The organism is Holdemania sp. 1001095H_141210_F2 (assembly GCF_015558105.1).
Lineage (GTDB): Bacteria > Bacillota_I > Bacilli_A > Erysipelotrichales > Erysipelotrichaceae > Holdemania.
This window is the reverse complement of record NZ_JADNPO010000027.1, coordinates 1-15275: the sequence shown is the minus strand read 5'-3', so window position 1 is coordinate 15275 and position 15275 is coordinate 1. Positions and strand designations below refer to the sequence as shown.

Sequence of the window (15275 nt, the reverse complement as noted above, 5' to 3'; positions counted from 1 at the left end):
TTTCATAGAAGCGTAGTTCAACCTCTTGTTGAAGGGGTGCACCATTTTGTGCTCACCGTGTCAACAAGACGCAAAATGACCGGATTTCAATTCATCCCGGTCTTTTCGTGCGCGATCATTATATCAGAATTCTGCCCGGTTGTCCTATCCGCAGACTTGATTTTTCGTCTTTTCTTTTTTCTCAAATGAAAAGGCAACCTCTTTTGAGATTGCCAAATATTTTTAAATCCCGTTTCAGACCAGGGACTTTCAACTTTTCGCAGACGAAGTTTCCTTCTGCTATTTACAGCTTTACGCAGGATAACAGTTTTATCCATCATTTTTGCGACATTTTATGTTTTATTCTCCTGATTTCAAAAAAATTCGGGTTAATACAAAATCCGGTTTGTTATTTTTCCGGCTTTTCTTCTTCTGCCGCTTCCGTTTTCGACCAGCTCTGCATCGGACTCACTTCGCGGATTCCCAGATCCCGCAGGATGTTGCCGCCCATTTCCGTTGCCGCCCAGCTGGACACCGGCTTTTCCACCCGCTGCGCTAATTCCGTATCGCCGCGATCCTGCGCGATTCCCGCCAGGAAAGCCGCGGCGATATTCCGGTAAATATCCAGCATCTGCCGGGAACATTTCATTTTTCTGATCAGGCCCTGCGCCAGATCCAGAAATACGGCTTCCCCGCGGTCGCCCTGCTTCGTATACCAGTTCCAGCTGGCGGAGTATAACTGATAGAACAGCTGATCCTGAAAATAATCTTCCTTTTCCAGCACCTTTTCATGCAGGCGGTTTAACAGCTCGGTCTTGTTCTGGCTGTACGCTTTGAAGCTGCACGCGAAACAGAGATAATAAAAACTATCTTCGTTTAAGCCGATCTTATTGCGCCGGCGATGCTTCGGATCAATGATGATTTTACTTAAATCAATCCGCTGCAGGCATGCTTCAATTTCAGACAACTCATGATAATACTTGATCAATCCCCACAATTTCAGGATTTCACCTTTCGCCGCAAACTCCGGATCCTGAATCGACGTGATAAACTGATCAATTACCGGAAAAAATTGGGCTTCATCGCCGATCTGATCGACGCAGGCAATCAGTTTTTTCATTTTCTTGGAACGCTTCAGCAACGTCAGCAGGGAAATCAACATGCCCGCTGAAATCGCGAAGCAGACAATCGTAATTACAAGACTCATAAAAAAAGTCACCTCTTCGGTGACATTATACCTGATTTAGCTCAGGAAAAAAAGCATTGCCGGTTTCTGTCAGTCGCCAAGTCTTCCGAAGAAGGTCAGCGCGATCAGACCACTGATCCCTACCAGACTGTAGATAATCCGTGAAAACAGCGTGCCTGGACCAAACAGGAAGGAAACCAGGTTGAATTCAAAAGCTCCGACCAGACCCCAGTTGACTGCGCCGACGATGACCAGAAGCAAGGCAATTCCATTGATCATTTTCATCTCATCGATCCTCCTGGTCGTTAGTATGGCCAGCCTCGAACCATTTTATAACTTTAAACAGAAATTGGAAAACTTCGTGGCGTTTTTTTCTCTCTGAGCCTCAAATTTTTTTTCCTTCCCTCTATTTCAACCTTGGCTTTTACAGGAACTTTCCGCAAGCAGAAGTCGCTGGTTGCCAATCACATTTCAAAAGTTATCCCGTAAATCCGAACTTTTCGCTGCCTGCTTTTGGTTTTAAATAAAAAATTCCCACGGTCTGCCCATGAGAATTTCTTTTGTTTATTCCACTTCCAATTTCTTTTCAAGAATAAAGTAGATGACGCCGTAGAACAAAGCACAGGTCAGCAAGGCGATCAGAATCTCCACCGCGAGGATTCCATTGGTCGGTATTCCGTGCAGCAGCTGAGTCAGCGGGCCGGAAAAGCTATCGCGAATCATCCCCAGCACGATCGAAATTGCGAAGAACAGCGTCACGGAGATCGCCGTCTTATGCCGCGGCGTAAACTTTGTCTGCGGCAGCGTAATGACCATATAAACATACAGAATCATTTCCGCCATGCCCGAGAAAATCAGAACCAGTGCCAAGATCGATCTTACCAGATCTGACAGATCTATATGCAGATGAGAGAATAAGCGCATCCATTCCGACCAGCTTGGCAAGTCCATCCCCACCAGAATCCCGGCAACCAGAACCATGAGCATATAACCGAACATCAATACGAAACCGGCGATCAAAATCCACAGAATATCCGCCACTACCTTGCTTAAAATCAGCTGATGCGTTGTGACCGGCAGCGTCAGGGTCAGATAACCCGGGCGTTTAAACATGGAATTCCGGTAATTCAGCGCAATGTTGATCGCTGTGCTGATGATGATCGCCATTGTCAGAATACTAATCACAAGAATGGAAATCATGCCCAGCATGTTCATCGTCGAGTCCGTTTGAACCATCGCCTGATTCATCATAATCTGATCTTTAAATAAGATCGGCGACAGACCGCAGGCGGCGATGAAGACCAGATAGATAATCCCATAGCTGCGCCATTCATGAATCAATTCATATTTTAAGAGTTTTAACATTTGAAGACCTCCCGGAAAACTTCGTCTACCGATTTTCCTGTTTCCGCCCGGAGCTGCTCCGCATTCTCATGCATGGCCAGCTCTCCATATTTCAAGAAGATAACATCATCGAAGATTTTTTCGATATCGCTGATCAAATGCGTGGAGATCAGAACGATTGCGTCTTCGGCATAGTTGTTCAGGATAATATCGAGAATCAATTCGCGTGCCGCCGGATCGACTCCGCCGATCGGCTCGTCCAGCACATAGATCCGGGCTTTGCGGCTCATGACCAGACACAGCTGAAATTTCTCCTTCATGCCCTTGGACATTGACTTGATCCGCATGTTCGCATTCAAATCCAGACGCTTCATCAACAGGCGGGCTTTTGTACTGTCAAAGTCTGCGTACATATCCTCAAACATCTTCAGCGCATCGCTGGCTTTCATCCAGTCGCTGAAATAGCTCTCGTCCGGCAGATAGGAAATCATGCTTTTGGTATAAGCATCCGGCTTATGCCCGTCGATCAGAATCTCGCCGCTGTAATCCCGAAGCAGGCCGTTCATAATCTTGATTAAGGTCGTCTTACCGCTGCCATTGGGACCCAGCAGCCCGATGATCTGACCTGGAATCAGATCCAGATCTACATTTTTTAACGCCGTTGTCTGACTGTAAGATTTCGTCAAGCCCCGGATCTGAATCAAAGGTTTAGTGTTTTCCGTTGTCATTGTCTCTCTCCTTTACATAATAAGCGGTCTGGGTGAGAATTTCTTCCCCCTCAAATCCCAGATTCTCCATCTCTTTCACATAGCGGCTGATGCAGGAAGTCGCCATCTGCTCGCGAACCAGACTGATCAGTTCCTCATTTTCACAGATAAAACGACCTGCGGTTCGTTCGCTTTTCAGTAGCCCTTCACGCTCCAGCTCGGATAACGAGCGCTGCACGGTATTGGGATTGACGCCGAAGTGCAGAGCCAGATCCCGTACGGAATCGACCCGATCGCCAGGCTTTAACCGTCCGGATACGATCTCTTTTTTGATATAATCCATGACCTGGATATAAATCGGAAGGTTGGAATCAAAATCGATTGCCATAGGTTTTCTCCTCTCTGTATTAGTACACTAATACAATAACACCGTCTAATACTTCTGTCAACACAAAAAAAACAAAGTCTTCGCCTTGTTTTTTCGTGTGAAAAATCTCATTCGCATTCTTTTGTGCTTGCACGTTGGGAAGCTTTCCGATTTTTTCCCTGCTGCAGGCGAAGCTGAGCTTCCGCAAACTGACGATCCCACAGAGCGATCAACAGAGCTTCCTCGGGCGACAACCGCGTTCGCCACGCATCATCCAGATCCATAATAAATAATTTTTCCAGTTCTTTTCTGCGGCCTTCATCCATTCTTTTTTCCTCCTGTCACATAATGTAGTCTTTTTGTGACAGCTGTTTTATAATGAATTTAACCTTCAAATAAGCCTTTATATAAAGGCTTATCCTTACAATTTAGGATGAAGCAAAATGCCTACTTTTTTTGTCAAAAATCGGTGTTGAAACGAAATTTCTGATGGACTTGTTTTAAATCCTGATAAGTTGATTATTTCCCCTTTTGAATAATTCCTAAAAAATCCATCTCTCTGTTTTTTGCCCGCAGACCTGCCAGGAAGGTGGATTTTTATGTTCCTTTATGATTTTTTTATTTTATCGGGAAGTCGTTTGTTTGATACCGCGCTTTCTCCCGCTTCTCGTCCTTGGAAGTCAACTCACGCTTTTGATCTCAACGGTAAAGCACCCGGGCCAGACCTCGCCGCAGTCTTCTGTGCCGGCGCTGCCGCTTTAAGATTCTCTGATACGCCTGCGGATCTTGGATATAGTCGAACTCACCGAGGAACTCAATGAATTCTCCGCCGAAGCTTTTCTTGAAATCATGAATACCGTAGTACGGATCCTCCGGATTTAACGCGCCGGATACGCCTTCAAAATCATAGGTCTTCGCTCCCCTTTTCCAGCAATCCTCGATCACCGCGCTGTGCAGCGCAAAAGCGGCGCGGAAGTTCGGCAGAATTTTCTTTGTATACATATTGACGTTATAGACATGCTCGCCTTGTTGAATGATGAGTTTAGCGCCCAGTTTGATTTCACCCAGTCCCTGATAATCCCGCATCAGTTCCGCAATCTCCTGATCCAGCGCCGCAATCTGTTTCTGATTTTCAGCGAAGCGTTGAGCATTGATCAACTTTCCCTGCTGACAAATAAGCTGTTCGCGCAGAAGTTTCAGATGACTCAAAGCCTGATCGACATTTGCGCTGACAACATACAAACGGGCCTGATCAGGGAAACATTCCATCAGCTGCCGGAAATCCTTTTCTTTTTTGGGCAGAAAATGCAGCTTATGCGCCAGCTCCCGTTCCGCTTCGACTAAGATCGACAGATCCCGCTCATCACTTAATTTTACTGAAACCGCGCGCTGAATATTTTTCTTCTGATAGGCGGTGTAATGCTTTATCTGTTTCCGGATCGTTTCCAGCGGCTGATCAAGATTCAGACAATAGGTAAACCGCGACATCCGGTTGCCGCTGTAACCATAGGTATACCCCAGATGATGATAACCGCAGGCTTCCATCTGCGCCGTCACAAATTCATTGTTAAATCCCTCCGGTTTAATCCGGCCATCTTTTTCATGCTCGATCCGCGGAATATTCAGCTCCATCCGCAAATACGCCGCACCGCGCCGCTTGGCCAATTCCGTTAAAGCGCTGGCAAAGAATTGCAAGGTTTCTGAGTTCGTATAATCCAGATTGAATCCATAACAGAGATAACCATACTCCTTCCTGCCGCATTTCTCCCATTGGATTAAGGCTGTCGCCACAATTTCATCCTTTTCATTGCGGGCGGAGACCCGCTGAACCTCAATCCCCTTTCGGCGACAAAGTTCGCCATAAAAATGGGTTTTCGTATAGTGCGGAATTTTCCCGCTGGCCGCGAAGGCGTCGAAGGGCTGGGACTGTTCATGTTCGATCAGTCTTAACATGTCTTCACCCTCCATCGCCGCACCGCTTTGATCAAGGCGATACCCCGATCCAGCGTCCAGGCAAGAACCGGCATGACCGGCAGATCAAATTCGCCGATCATCTCTTCAATCTGAATTGGAAAATTTCCTTTAAAGACGCTGAGTCCATCGTCCAGCGTCCCTTCCACACCGCCCAGATTGCAGCGCTGAATGCCCATCTTCCGCGCCTTTTCAAACAATCGCCAGTGTGCGGAATACGGCGCGCGATAGGAGAGAAATTCACTGTGGGTGCCCGCGTACAGGACTTCCATCTGATCATCCTGAATCAAAGCCAATAATCCGCACAGCGTCACAACGGAAGAACCTTCGCTGATTTTTTTCTCCAGAAATTCCTGTTCCCGGTTCAGATTGATGATCTGTTCTTTTTCTGCTTTGTTTAAGTCTTCCGGTTTTCCTTGAAGCTCAGACAACTGATTTATGATTCTGTCCAGCCGTTGCTTCAAATCCAGCCGGGCAGTGATCAGTACGGCACGTTCGCCATACAGGGCTGTCAACCGTTTAAAGTAAGCCGCATTGCGCAGATGGATTTTTTTCCGCTGTTCAGTTTGTTTCATCACTTCCGCAAAATGTTCCAGCTCGCTTTCGCCTTCATGGATCGTCACACCGCATTTTTCAGCATGCCGGATACTTCGCCGGGTCTTGGCGCTTAGCGCTGCCCAATCCATTTGTTCCCGCAGCATCACCGCCTGAAAGCGCGGCTGCGTGGCTTCACGCAGGTACAGCGTATATCCTTTATGGCGGCATTTCATTTCCGTCAGCTGCCGGATAACGGGAGCCTGACGATGCTCTCCGTGTTCCTGATTGCGTTGAACATAGGGGTATGTCCGGTCGATCAGATTCGGATCGAAGCGAATCGTGACCGCATTGCTGCGGCGCGCCAGCTTCTTCAGCTTTGCGAAGAAGAAACGAATTAACGGTTCATCCTGATAATTGACGATCGGACCACGGGGAATATAAAACAAACTCAGCCCCAGCGGCAGCGGACGAATCAAAATCATCGCATAAGCCCGAATTGTTCCGCCGCGGCGGACGACGACTTGTTTCATCGACCAGTTTTCCTTGACCTGGCTCCAGCGGGCATGTTGAAGTAAATTGTTCTGCGGATGGCCTTCCAGAAAATCTTCGATTTCCTGAGGTTTGGGATGTTCATCAAAAACATATTCGTCTGCGATCATAGCGATTCTCTCCTTCTATCCCTGAACCTCGATCTGTTTCTAAAATGATCGAATAAGCAGAGAGTCTACAAATGTAGTTCCAATATAAGTCTACATTTGTAGTTTTGTTTTGTCAAATTCTACTTGTGTTTTTCTTCAAGATTTCGCAACATTTCCTTTTTTCCTGGAATTTCAGGTTTCAAAAAAAGAACAGTCGCCCATTCTTTTTTGTCGTTTTTAATTTGTCTGTTCAGGATTCTTTATCAAAAGACCAGTGAAAATAGTTAACTGGTTCAATGCCTTCGCGCCATTCGCCCTCGGGATAGCCTTGTAATTCCCGATACCGTTTTAAATTTTCCTCCGTCAGCAGCGAATCCATAATGATGTTTTGAGATACGGTATAGCCGTTAATCGTACCCATCGGATTTTCTCCAGCCTCCCGGGCAATGGAATACGATTCAAAGAGACCCCTGCAGGTTTCGTCATTTCCTGTGCATCCCTCTGCTCTGAACTCCAGCTCAATTTGTAACGTAGTTTGATCCTCGCTCATCTGAAAGCTGGATTTCAGCTCGGAAGGCAGCGGGTCGGTCATTTCAAACGTGACATCTCCATCAAATGCGCTGACGATCAACTTTCCTTCCTGTTTCTTCGCAGTTACGCCTTCCGCCAACACAATCGTTTCCGAAGAAGGTGTCGGCACTGTCTCTGCCGAGGCTTCCGGCGTTCTTTCTGCAGGGAGTGCCGCCGGCGAATTTTCGGCAGGTTCTTTTATTTCCTGCGCCGCACAGCTTGCCAATACGAAACAGGCCAAAATTAGTGCAAACTTTTTCATTCGATGTCTTCCTTTCTTCTGTCAAATATCAAAAAAACCAGATCAAAAACATATAAACTTTATTTAGCTATCGAATTTTTTCAAAAGTCAGATGATTCAATAAAGGCATGGATTTCTCGTCGGATGGCCAGAAACCAACTGATTTCAGATAATCCGTTCCTTCACTCGTCAGATTTAAACCCAAATCCGAAGTGATGCAAAGAATTTCCGTATCACTGAATCGCATGACCTCCGTTGCGATCAAAGCGCCGTCGCCAAAGTAACCGCCGTCAACCGGGGGTTCGTCAAATAAACCGAAAACATAATAGCCATCATATGAACCATGTGTATAATCTGAACTCATCCAGTCTTCGATCGGCCATTCATAATACTGGAAGCCCACTTCGTTTGACAGCTTATCATAAATCATAAACACATCGGCCGGCACTTCCTGATCAATGGTAATCCGCAGGTTCATTTGCGGTATATTGTAAATATAGTTCGATTCTGCTTTCACAGGTTCAATAATTGAAGCCCATGGAAAATTATTTCGGATCCTCTCTTTTTTCAGTTTGGCTTCGTCTTCTGTGCTTTCAAAGTGAGATCCTGTTTCACCAAGATTACTCAAAAGTTCACGGATATCTTCTGTGTAATCATGATCCAGCTGAACCAGCCAGTCGTTGATCAACGCCAGGTCTCCTTTCAGGAAACAGATATGGATTACTTCCGGGAAAGGATAGCTTGTATATTGATCTCCAGGATGAATGACGAAGGTTAATAACCAGTCATTTTTGAATTCAGGATTTTGATTTGTCCACGTATTCTTTCCCAATTCCACATATTCTCCATGAAGATCAGAAAACACATCAAAATAAGTATATTGATGCGGCTGAATCCATTGCCAGTTGACTTCCTTTTCAGGCTGGAGTCTGGAATTTATATCAGCTACTGTGATTTTTGCGATTTCTCCCTCCACTGGATTGATCGTTAATTCTCCCGTCTTGATTTCCGGCTGTTCATAACCGATCAAAGCATAGAAATCATAAAGTGCGTAAGGATCGTCAGTATAACTGATCTTTCCCTGTTGATCCTTGAGATAAAGCCATTGGGGATTGGTCCAAGCCAAATAGTCTTTCCCGTTAAAATGGATTTTCAAATCATAATAATAAGGTTCGCTGATAGGCGCTCGCTGGCGCTCAATCACCTTCTGCATCGTTTCCAGAACAGCCGGATCTTCGCTTTGAACCATCAGTTCCGCGTTGTCTTCATTGCGGCTGATCCGCAGCAACTGTTCTTCCTGCTGGCCTGGCTGAGCCTGAACGCCGCAGGCAATCAACATGGAACCCATGCCAGCACATAACAGGATCAACGTTAAGATCAGCGTCCCTTTCTTTTTCCTTGAGGAATCAAATAGGGCCTGAATTCTTTTTTTCAGCGGTTTTCCTGATGAAAAGCGGGTGGAGAATGCCGTCATCGGAAGACGGGTCTGACGGATGACATCGACGATCATCCGGCCATAGACTGCTCTGACTTCTTTCGGCTGGTCTTTTAACAGGCGCTGATCGCACGCCATCTCGATATCATTTTCCGCCTGATTGTTCATCAGCCAGACGAGCGGATTAAACCAGTGGATCGTCTGCGCTGCGCTGAGCAGCACTTTCTTCCACAAATCCTTTTGTTTTAAATGAATTAATTCATGCATCAGAATCAGATCCAGATTTTCATGGTCCAACAATTCCGGCGCCAAAACGATTGACGGATTGAAAAAACCGATTGCCATCGGCGTCGGTGCTGACCGGCTGACCATCAGCGGCGGTATTTTCCTGATTTGCATTTTCCGGCACAGCTGGCGCAGCAGACGGCCTTGCGGACTTTGCCTGGAAATTCGCCGGCCGCGGGCCATCAACAGTTTTTTTACCTGATGATAGTCAAGAATTAAGCGAAGGAGGGAAAATCCCATGCCAAGGATCCAGATTCCCGTCAGAATCTGCACGGCAGAAAGGGAAAACCCGGACGCGGGTGAAAGACTTTCTTCATTGTTTTTTTCAGGATTATCCGCAGGCGCATTCTGCGGAATCTGAGGGACGGCGTTCTCCTCGGTCATCTCCGGAAGCAAAGTTTCGGTAAAAACAGAAGCAACGGGATGCGGCTGCACCATGGTCTGCGGAATGGGAATCGTAACCGCTGCGGAAGGCAAGGATATATTCCATGGCAGAATCAGCCGCAAAGCGATTGCCAGCCAGGCGAACACTGCCGCTGAAGCCCGGTAGCGTTTATGCAAAGCTTTGGAAAAAATAAACAGAAGCAGAATGAGCACAGACATGGAAAGAGAAATTTCAATGACCTGTCCGAACAAATCAACCATGCTTTTTTTCTTCTTTCCGAATGATTTCTTCCAGTTCCTCCAGATCTGCTTCTGATAGATTTTCATTTTTAACCAGCGTCATAAATAAACTGCGCACCGACTTACGGTGAAACCGCTCAAAGAATCGAACTGTTTCCTGATCGCGATATTCTTCTTCGCTGATCAACGGAACATAGGTTTTCAACCGTCCCTGCTTGGCGACGTGTACAAACCCTTTCTCTTCCAGACGCGCCAACAGCGCCTGAATCGTCGACATCGTCCAGTCCCGTTCAATGTGTCTGGCAATTTCCGATGTTTTTGCCGGAATCTCGCATTGCCAGATCGCCGTCATCACTTCCAGCTCCGTGTCCGGCAGCCTTTTCTCTCCGCCCATGATTATCACCTCTACATTTGTCAATATAATCATAACGATTTCCTTTACAAATGTCAATGTGTTCTCTCGCTTCAACCCGTGAACACAAAAAAAGCTGTAACGCTTGGTTTTTTCCTTTTGCGTTACAGCTCTTTCTTCAATTTATTTCTTTCCCGCAGTCTTTGTGCGGTCATACATGATTTTCAGATGACGCCGGCTGCCTTCGCCTTCGCTCTCCGTCTTGATGTATGGCCAGTCCGACAAATACTGATGGATGACTTTCCGTTCATCATTCGGCATCGGATCCAGTGAAGCATCCACTTTCGTGCGCTGCACCGTTTTCGCAATTCGTCCGGCAATCGACTTCACCTTTTCATACCGTTCTTCTTTGTAATGATTGATATCAATCATGACTGAGAAACGCTTGCGGAACGCTGAATTGACAGCTCCGCGCACCACGGTATTCAACGCCTGCAGCGTCTGGCCGTTCTTGCCGATGATCACCGCGTTGTTTTCCGCGTTCAGCATGATCCGATAACCGCCGTCTTCCTCAAAGATCTCAATTTCGACATCCTGATTCAGACCGGTGAAAAACTCGCCGATATAATTGAAGAGAAACTCTTTGACATCACAGGAAGCATAAACCTCAGCGGTGACTGAAGCTCCGATTCCCAGGAATCCTTGTTTTTCTTCGGTAACGAAATAAGTCAGTTCCTCGACGGACACGCCTTTTTCTTTCGCTGCGGAATTCAGTACGTCATTTAATGTTTTTCCTGTGTATTTCTTCATAAAGTCCCTTCTTTTCTATTTCTTATCGATATAGATAAACTGAACGAACAAGGTCTTAAAGATCATAACCAGCGAAGAAACAGCCCAGTAAATCGTCATGGCTGCCGGCCAGTTAACGGAGATGACAAGGATGAAGACCATCATGTAGATCATCATATTGCCGCCTGGCTGCTTGGTCTTTTCATACTTTTTATGATGTGCGGCGGCTTCCTTCTTCGCTTTCTGCGTCGCTAAGAACTGCGGCAGCATCATCGAACCGATCTGGCAGATCGCCATGATGACAAACAATACCAGATACAGCCACTGTCCCGACATAATGCCATGCAGCGGCGTTTCTTTCAGACTTAAGCCCCACATCGTGCCGTTAACGACGGATTCAGCACGCTGAACCGACATGTAAACCGCCATGATGATCGGCAGCTGAATGAAAGAGGAAATAATTGCGCCGAACGGATTGATGCCGTTTTCCTTGTATAAGCGCTGCATTTCCTGAGCCTGCGCCATCTGGGAACGCTCGTCGGTCTTGCCTTCGTACTTTTTCGTGATCCGGTTCATTTCCGGCTGGATGACCTGCATCTTCTGAGTCATGACCGTCGACTTGATCGTGAAGATCAGCGTGATCAGATGAACCAGCAGGGTGACGATGGAAACGGACAGCGCGACTCCGACATACGGCGTCAGGAAGTTAATTAACTTCGATAACGGGAAGACGAAGAATGCGTTGAACCAGTTTTCATTGGCCATCATATACTTAAACGTCGTCTCTGATGTGATTTGAATAACTTCTTTTGTTTCCGGATCTACTGGTGATGTGCATCCGCTTGCCAAAAACAGCAGCGCGACGAAGACCAACAGCAGAAGCAACTGTTTTTTACGATTTCTCATTGAACTCTCCTTAACTGAATAATCATGCGTACTTCTTTATTTTAACTTTTTTAATAAGGCTTTCCAAGTCTTTTTTGTTGTCTGCATAACTTTGTTCCAGAAACTTTTTCCTGACGATTAAAATTCCGTCAAAATTTTCATCAAAATCATAAATTTCCTGAAACATCATCCGCACCTGACGCTTGGTTTTGTTTCTGACCACGGCATTGCCCAATTTCTTGCCGACAGAAATTCCGATCCGGCTGTGCTCCTCTTTGCGTGCTTTGACATACAGTACGAAAGAAGGGCAGCTGACAAATTTCCGATGCTCAATAATCGTTTGAAATTCGCCGGCTTTTTTGATCCGATATTTTTTCTTCATCTTGATTTATTAAAAAAGCCACCTGTGGGTGACTATTTTATGCCGACAAGATCTTTCTGCCTTTAGCACGACGGCGGGCTAAAACTTTACGTCCTCCGACCGTTTTCATGCGGGCTCTGAAACCGTGGACTTTTTGGTGTTTTCTTTTGCTCGGTTGATAAGTTCTTTTCATATTAAAGAGCCACCTCCAGTTCTTTTTATACAATAATGAGCAATTGCTGGTACATTATACAATAGTTTTTCTGTAAAAGTCAACTAAACTCCGCCGACTTCCCCCTCTGATTTCTCCTTTTTTGATAAAATGAAAGAAGTTTTTTTTATTTTCACTCAGATCAAGGCAATTTCGGCCGCTTCCTCAGCATCTCTTTTACTGAATTTCTCGGCGCTTCTGGCGCACCTTTTTAAGCCCTGTTCTTGATTCTCCCGATTGAAAGCTATACAATAAAGATACTCTTTATTCCTGAATTCAATTTATCATTTTACCAGTTTATCCCAGGGATAATTCCGCAATTACAAACCAGAAAAACAAAACCTGAAAATCAATAACGCTGATTTCCGGAAGAAATATAAACCGGAATTCTTTTTCCGTTTTTCTTCTTCTTTGTTTCATTAAAACGTCGGTAATATTTGCTTTTCACGTGCACAAGGTCAGAAGACGACTTTTTCTCCTTAGAAAACGGGTGAAGATCCATGAAACACAAAACGAATTTCTCTCAAAAAAAGACGGTTTTCCGTACAAGCTGGTTTTTGATCGCCGGCAGTCTGATCGTGTCGCTTTTGGTGATTGCCGGTCTGCTTCAGATCAATCAAAAGCGCAATGAAGAGGTTTTTCAGAAACTGATCAGTGAAATCCTGAGCGTTTCTCATCAGCAGCAGGAATTAGAAGCGATCAATGCCATTGAAGATACCCAGCGCAGTCTGGAAGCCATCGCGGCAATTTACCAGACGTCCGACACCGATCCCAACAGCCCCTGGACGCAATCCTATCTGACTGCCATTGAAAACTTCAATACGGTTCGGGATATTCAATATGTTTCCGCTCAGACGCTGCAATCCATGGTCAATACGCCGGTGCCGGGAACTGATCCGCAGGGGATCCAAAACTTGCTGGACGGCCATCCTTACGTTTCGGATCTGTTCCGCCAAAAACAATACGGGACGGACGCCCTGATCAGCGTTTCTGTCCCGGTGATCCAGAAAGGTCAGGTGATCGGCGCCTTCCACAGCATTCTTAACGCCAATCTGTTCGTCAGTGTTCCCAATGCCAGAAATGAAGAATATGCCCAGAATTTTCTGATCCGCCGCGACGGCGAAATTATTCTTGAGCCGTTTGGATGGCCGGAAATTCCTTATCAGCTTCAGTCGGAACTGGAGAACATCGGCGTTTCTGAAGATGCGATCGCCCATGTGGAAGCGGCGCTGAACCGGGGCGAAAGCGATATGCTGCTGGTCAAAGGCACGAAAAACCGCGCGTTGTATCTCACGATTTCCGCTTTGGGCTATAACGACTGGCTGCTGCTGACGATCGCTTATCCTTACGAATTTAAGGGATATTCCAAGCTGATCAGCCAAAACGCCGCGGTTTTAACTGCTTCGCTGATTCTCTTTCTGATTTTGCTCGCTGGAATGATCATCACTATTTTTATCTGGCAGCGGAAGAAAATTTTGCACAATCAGGCGCGCTACGATCTGCTCGCACAATTCTCGGATACCATTTTATTTGAATATTCCTGTAAAACACAGCGGCTGACATTTACGCCCAACATTGCGGAACGATTTAACGTGCCGGCTGATCTGATTCTTTACCCCATGGATTATCCGGGGGCCATGCCTTTGATCCATCCGGATGACCAGACCACTTTGATCACCATGCTGAAAACAGCGTCCCAGGCCGCCGTTGATACCTTATACCGCATCGACGTTCGTTTCCAGACCCGTGCCGGGAATTACCGCTGGGTTTCCTGCCAGGGACAAACGCTGCGCGAGCGCGGCGGGCGGCCGTTATCCATTATCGGAAAGATCGCCGACATTCAGGATCAGAAATCCAAGGAGGAACGATTGATCGAAAAATCTTCCACTGACGCGATGACCGGCGCCTTGAACCGGGAAGCAACCAAAGCGCAGATCACCGAACATCTGAATGAAGAGGAAACCGGCTTTTTGTTCTTACTGGACATTGATAATTTTAAAGAGATTAACGATACGCGGGGTCACCGGATCGGCGATCAGATCCTGATTGACCTCGTAGAGCTGCTTAAATCCGAATTTCGCCAGAACGACGTGATCGGAAGACTGGGCGGGGATGAATTCATGGTTTTCATGGGACAAACCCGCGATCCGATGATTGCGGTTCAGAAAGCTTCGCATATTCTTAAACGGCTCGCTGCGGAAAAAGCCGGAACTTTTTCCGTCAGCATCGGCATTGCCTACGCGCCCATCGACGGCACGACTTATGATCAGCTGTATGACGCCGCAGATATAGCAATGTATCAGGCAAAACGGCAGGGGAAAAACAGTTTTTACCTGCGGACCTCGCCTGTGGATTCTAAAACGGCAAAGGATCTGGACCGCCCGGTTCATCGGGAAGATCCTCCGGCGCAACACTAGCGTCCTGATCAGACAGTCACTGCGGCAGGATGGGCACCGATCTTTTTTCAGACATCCTTTTGATCATAAATTTCCGGCCCCGCTTTTCAGCGATTATCCAAACTTGCAAGCACTGCGGCCGGTTTTTTTATTGATTTGATAGACGAAAATCATTTTATAATCGTTTGTCTATCCTGTTTTTCCCTGCATGCAGTCGTTGTGACCGCCCAGAATAAAACAGGATTTGCGGATTAAAACAGCGCTGAAATCACGCGTTCAAATCGAAAGCTCCTACAGAAAACTTATTTTTCCAGAAACCTTCTTCAATTTCATGCGTTTTTCAATAGGGTAGAGGGAAAATAAATTTCGCCCCTCCCATTGCACCGTACGTACGGAT

At 46.4% G+C, this 15275-nt stretch carries 16 protein-coding genes; 1 reads left to right on the top strand and 15 read right to left on the bottom strand.

Going from position 1 to position 15275, the window contains the following annotated elements; genetic code table 11:
- Positions 1 to 388: 388 nt before the first annotated feature.
- From I2G61_RS13205 to rpmH, 15 genes are all read right to left on the bottom strand, one after another.
- Positions 389 to 1186 (bottom strand): hypothetical protein, encoded by a 798-nt coding sequence (locus I2G61_RS13205; protein ID WP_195548328.1) that lies wholly within the window; start codon positions 1184 to 1186, stop codon positions 389 to 391.
- A gap of 69 nt (positions 1187 to 1255) precedes the next feature.
- Positions 1256 to 1450 (bottom strand): DUF378 domain-containing protein, encoded by a 195-nt coding sequence (locus I2G61_RS13200; RefSeq protein ID WP_006058322.1) that lies wholly within the window; start codon positions 1448 to 1450, stop codon positions 1256 to 1258.
- 279 nt (positions 1451 to 1729) lie between these two features.
- Positions 1730 to 2530 (bottom strand): hypothetical protein, encoded by an 801-nt coding sequence (locus I2G61_RS13195; protein WP_195548327.1) that lies wholly within the window; start codon positions 2528 to 2530, stop codon positions 1730 to 1732.
- Entirely contained in the window at positions 2524 to 3237 is a 714-nt protein-coding gene (locus I2G61_RS13190; protein ID WP_195395479.1) for an ABC transporter ATP-binding protein, read from the bottom strand. Before I2G61_RS13190 ends, I2G61_RS13195 begins: the two co-directional genes overlap by 7 nt.
- On the bottom strand, positions 3218 to 3604 hold the full coding sequence (locus tag I2G61_RS13185) for a GntR family transcriptional regulator (RefSeq protein WP_072685195.1): 387 nt from the start codon (positions 3602 to 3604) through the stop codon (positions 3218 to 3220). The genes I2G61_RS13190 and I2G61_RS13185 overlap by 20 nt, the downstream gene beginning before the upstream one ends.
- 107 nt (positions 3605 to 3711) lie before the next feature.
- Positions 3712 to 3909 (bottom strand): hypothetical protein, encoded by a 198-nt coding sequence (locus I2G61_RS13180; protein WP_195395480.1) that lies wholly within the window; start codon positions 3907 to 3909, stop codon positions 3712 to 3714.
- A gap of 373 nt (positions 3910 to 4282) precedes the next feature.
- The gene (locus I2G61_RS13175; protein WP_195548326.1) at positions 4283 to 5536 is read right to left on the bottom strand and encodes a peptidoglycan bridge formation glycyltransferase FemA/FemB family protein; all 1254 of its coding nucleotides are present in this window, start codon (positions 5534 to 5536) and stop codon (positions 4283 to 4285) included.
- The gene (locus tag I2G61_RS13170; RefSeq protein WP_195548325.1) at positions 5530 to 6750 is read right to left on the bottom strand and encodes a peptidoglycan bridge formation glycyltransferase FemA/FemB family protein; all 1221 of its coding nucleotides are present in this window, start codon (positions 6748 to 6750) and stop codon (positions 5530 to 5532) included. Before I2G61_RS13170 ends, I2G61_RS13175 begins: the two co-directional genes overlap by 7 nt.
- Positions 6751 to 6979: 229 nt before the next feature.
- Entirely contained in the window at positions 6980 to 7561 is a 582-nt protein-coding gene (locus tag I2G61_RS13165; protein ID WP_195548324.1) for a hypothetical protein, read from the bottom strand.
- A 67-nt stretch (positions 7562 to 7628) separates the two neighbouring features.
- Entirely contained in the window at positions 7629 to 9905 is a 2277-nt protein-coding gene (locus I2G61_RS13160; RefSeq protein ID WP_195395484.1) for a M56 family metallopeptidase, read from the bottom strand.
- Complete coding sequence (locus I2G61_RS13155; RefSeq protein ID WP_083538605.1) at positions 9898 to 10311, bottom strand: BlaI/MecI/CopY family transcriptional regulator; 414 nt, start codon at positions 10309 to 10311, stop codon at positions 9898 to 9900. The genes I2G61_RS13160 and I2G61_RS13155 overlap by 8 nt, the downstream gene beginning before the upstream one ends.
- A 108-nt stretch (positions 10312 to 10419) precedes the next feature.
- On the bottom strand, positions 10420 to 11046 hold the full coding sequence (locus I2G61_RS13150; protein ID WP_072685189.1) for a R3H domain-containing nucleic acid-binding protein: 627 nt from the start codon (positions 11044 to 11046) through the stop codon (positions 10420 to 10422).
- A gap of 15 nt (positions 11047 to 11061) precedes the next feature.
- Complete coding sequence (gene yidC, locus I2G61_RS13145; protein ID WP_072685188.1) at positions 11062 to 11931, bottom strand: membrane protein insertase YidC; 870 nt, start codon at positions 11929 to 11931, stop codon at positions 11062 to 11064.
- Between the two features lie 22 nt (positions 11932 to 11953).
- Positions 11954 to 12292: a ribonuclease P protein component gene (gene rnpA, locus I2G61_RS13140; RefSeq protein WP_072685187.1), complete on the bottom strand. Its 339-nt coding sequence runs from the start codon at positions 12290 to 12292 to the stop codon at positions 11954 to 11956.
- A gap of 37 nt (positions 12293 to 12329) precedes the next feature.
- Positions 12330 to 12464, bottom strand: coding sequence for a 50S ribosomal protein L34 (gene rpmH, locus I2G61_RS13135; protein ID WP_072685186.1), 135 nt, complete (start codon positions 12462 to 12464; stop codon positions 12330 to 12332).
- Between the two features lie 518 nt (positions 12465 to 12982).
- Here rpmH and I2G61_RS13130 point away from each other — a divergent pair.
- Positions 12983 to 14899: a sensor domain-containing diguanylate cyclase gene (locus tag I2G61_RS13130; RefSeq protein ID WP_195395485.1), complete on the top strand. Its 1917-nt coding sequence runs from the start codon at positions 12983 to 12985 to the stop codon at positions 14897 to 14899.
- Positions 14900 to 15275 lie beyond the last annotated feature (376 nt).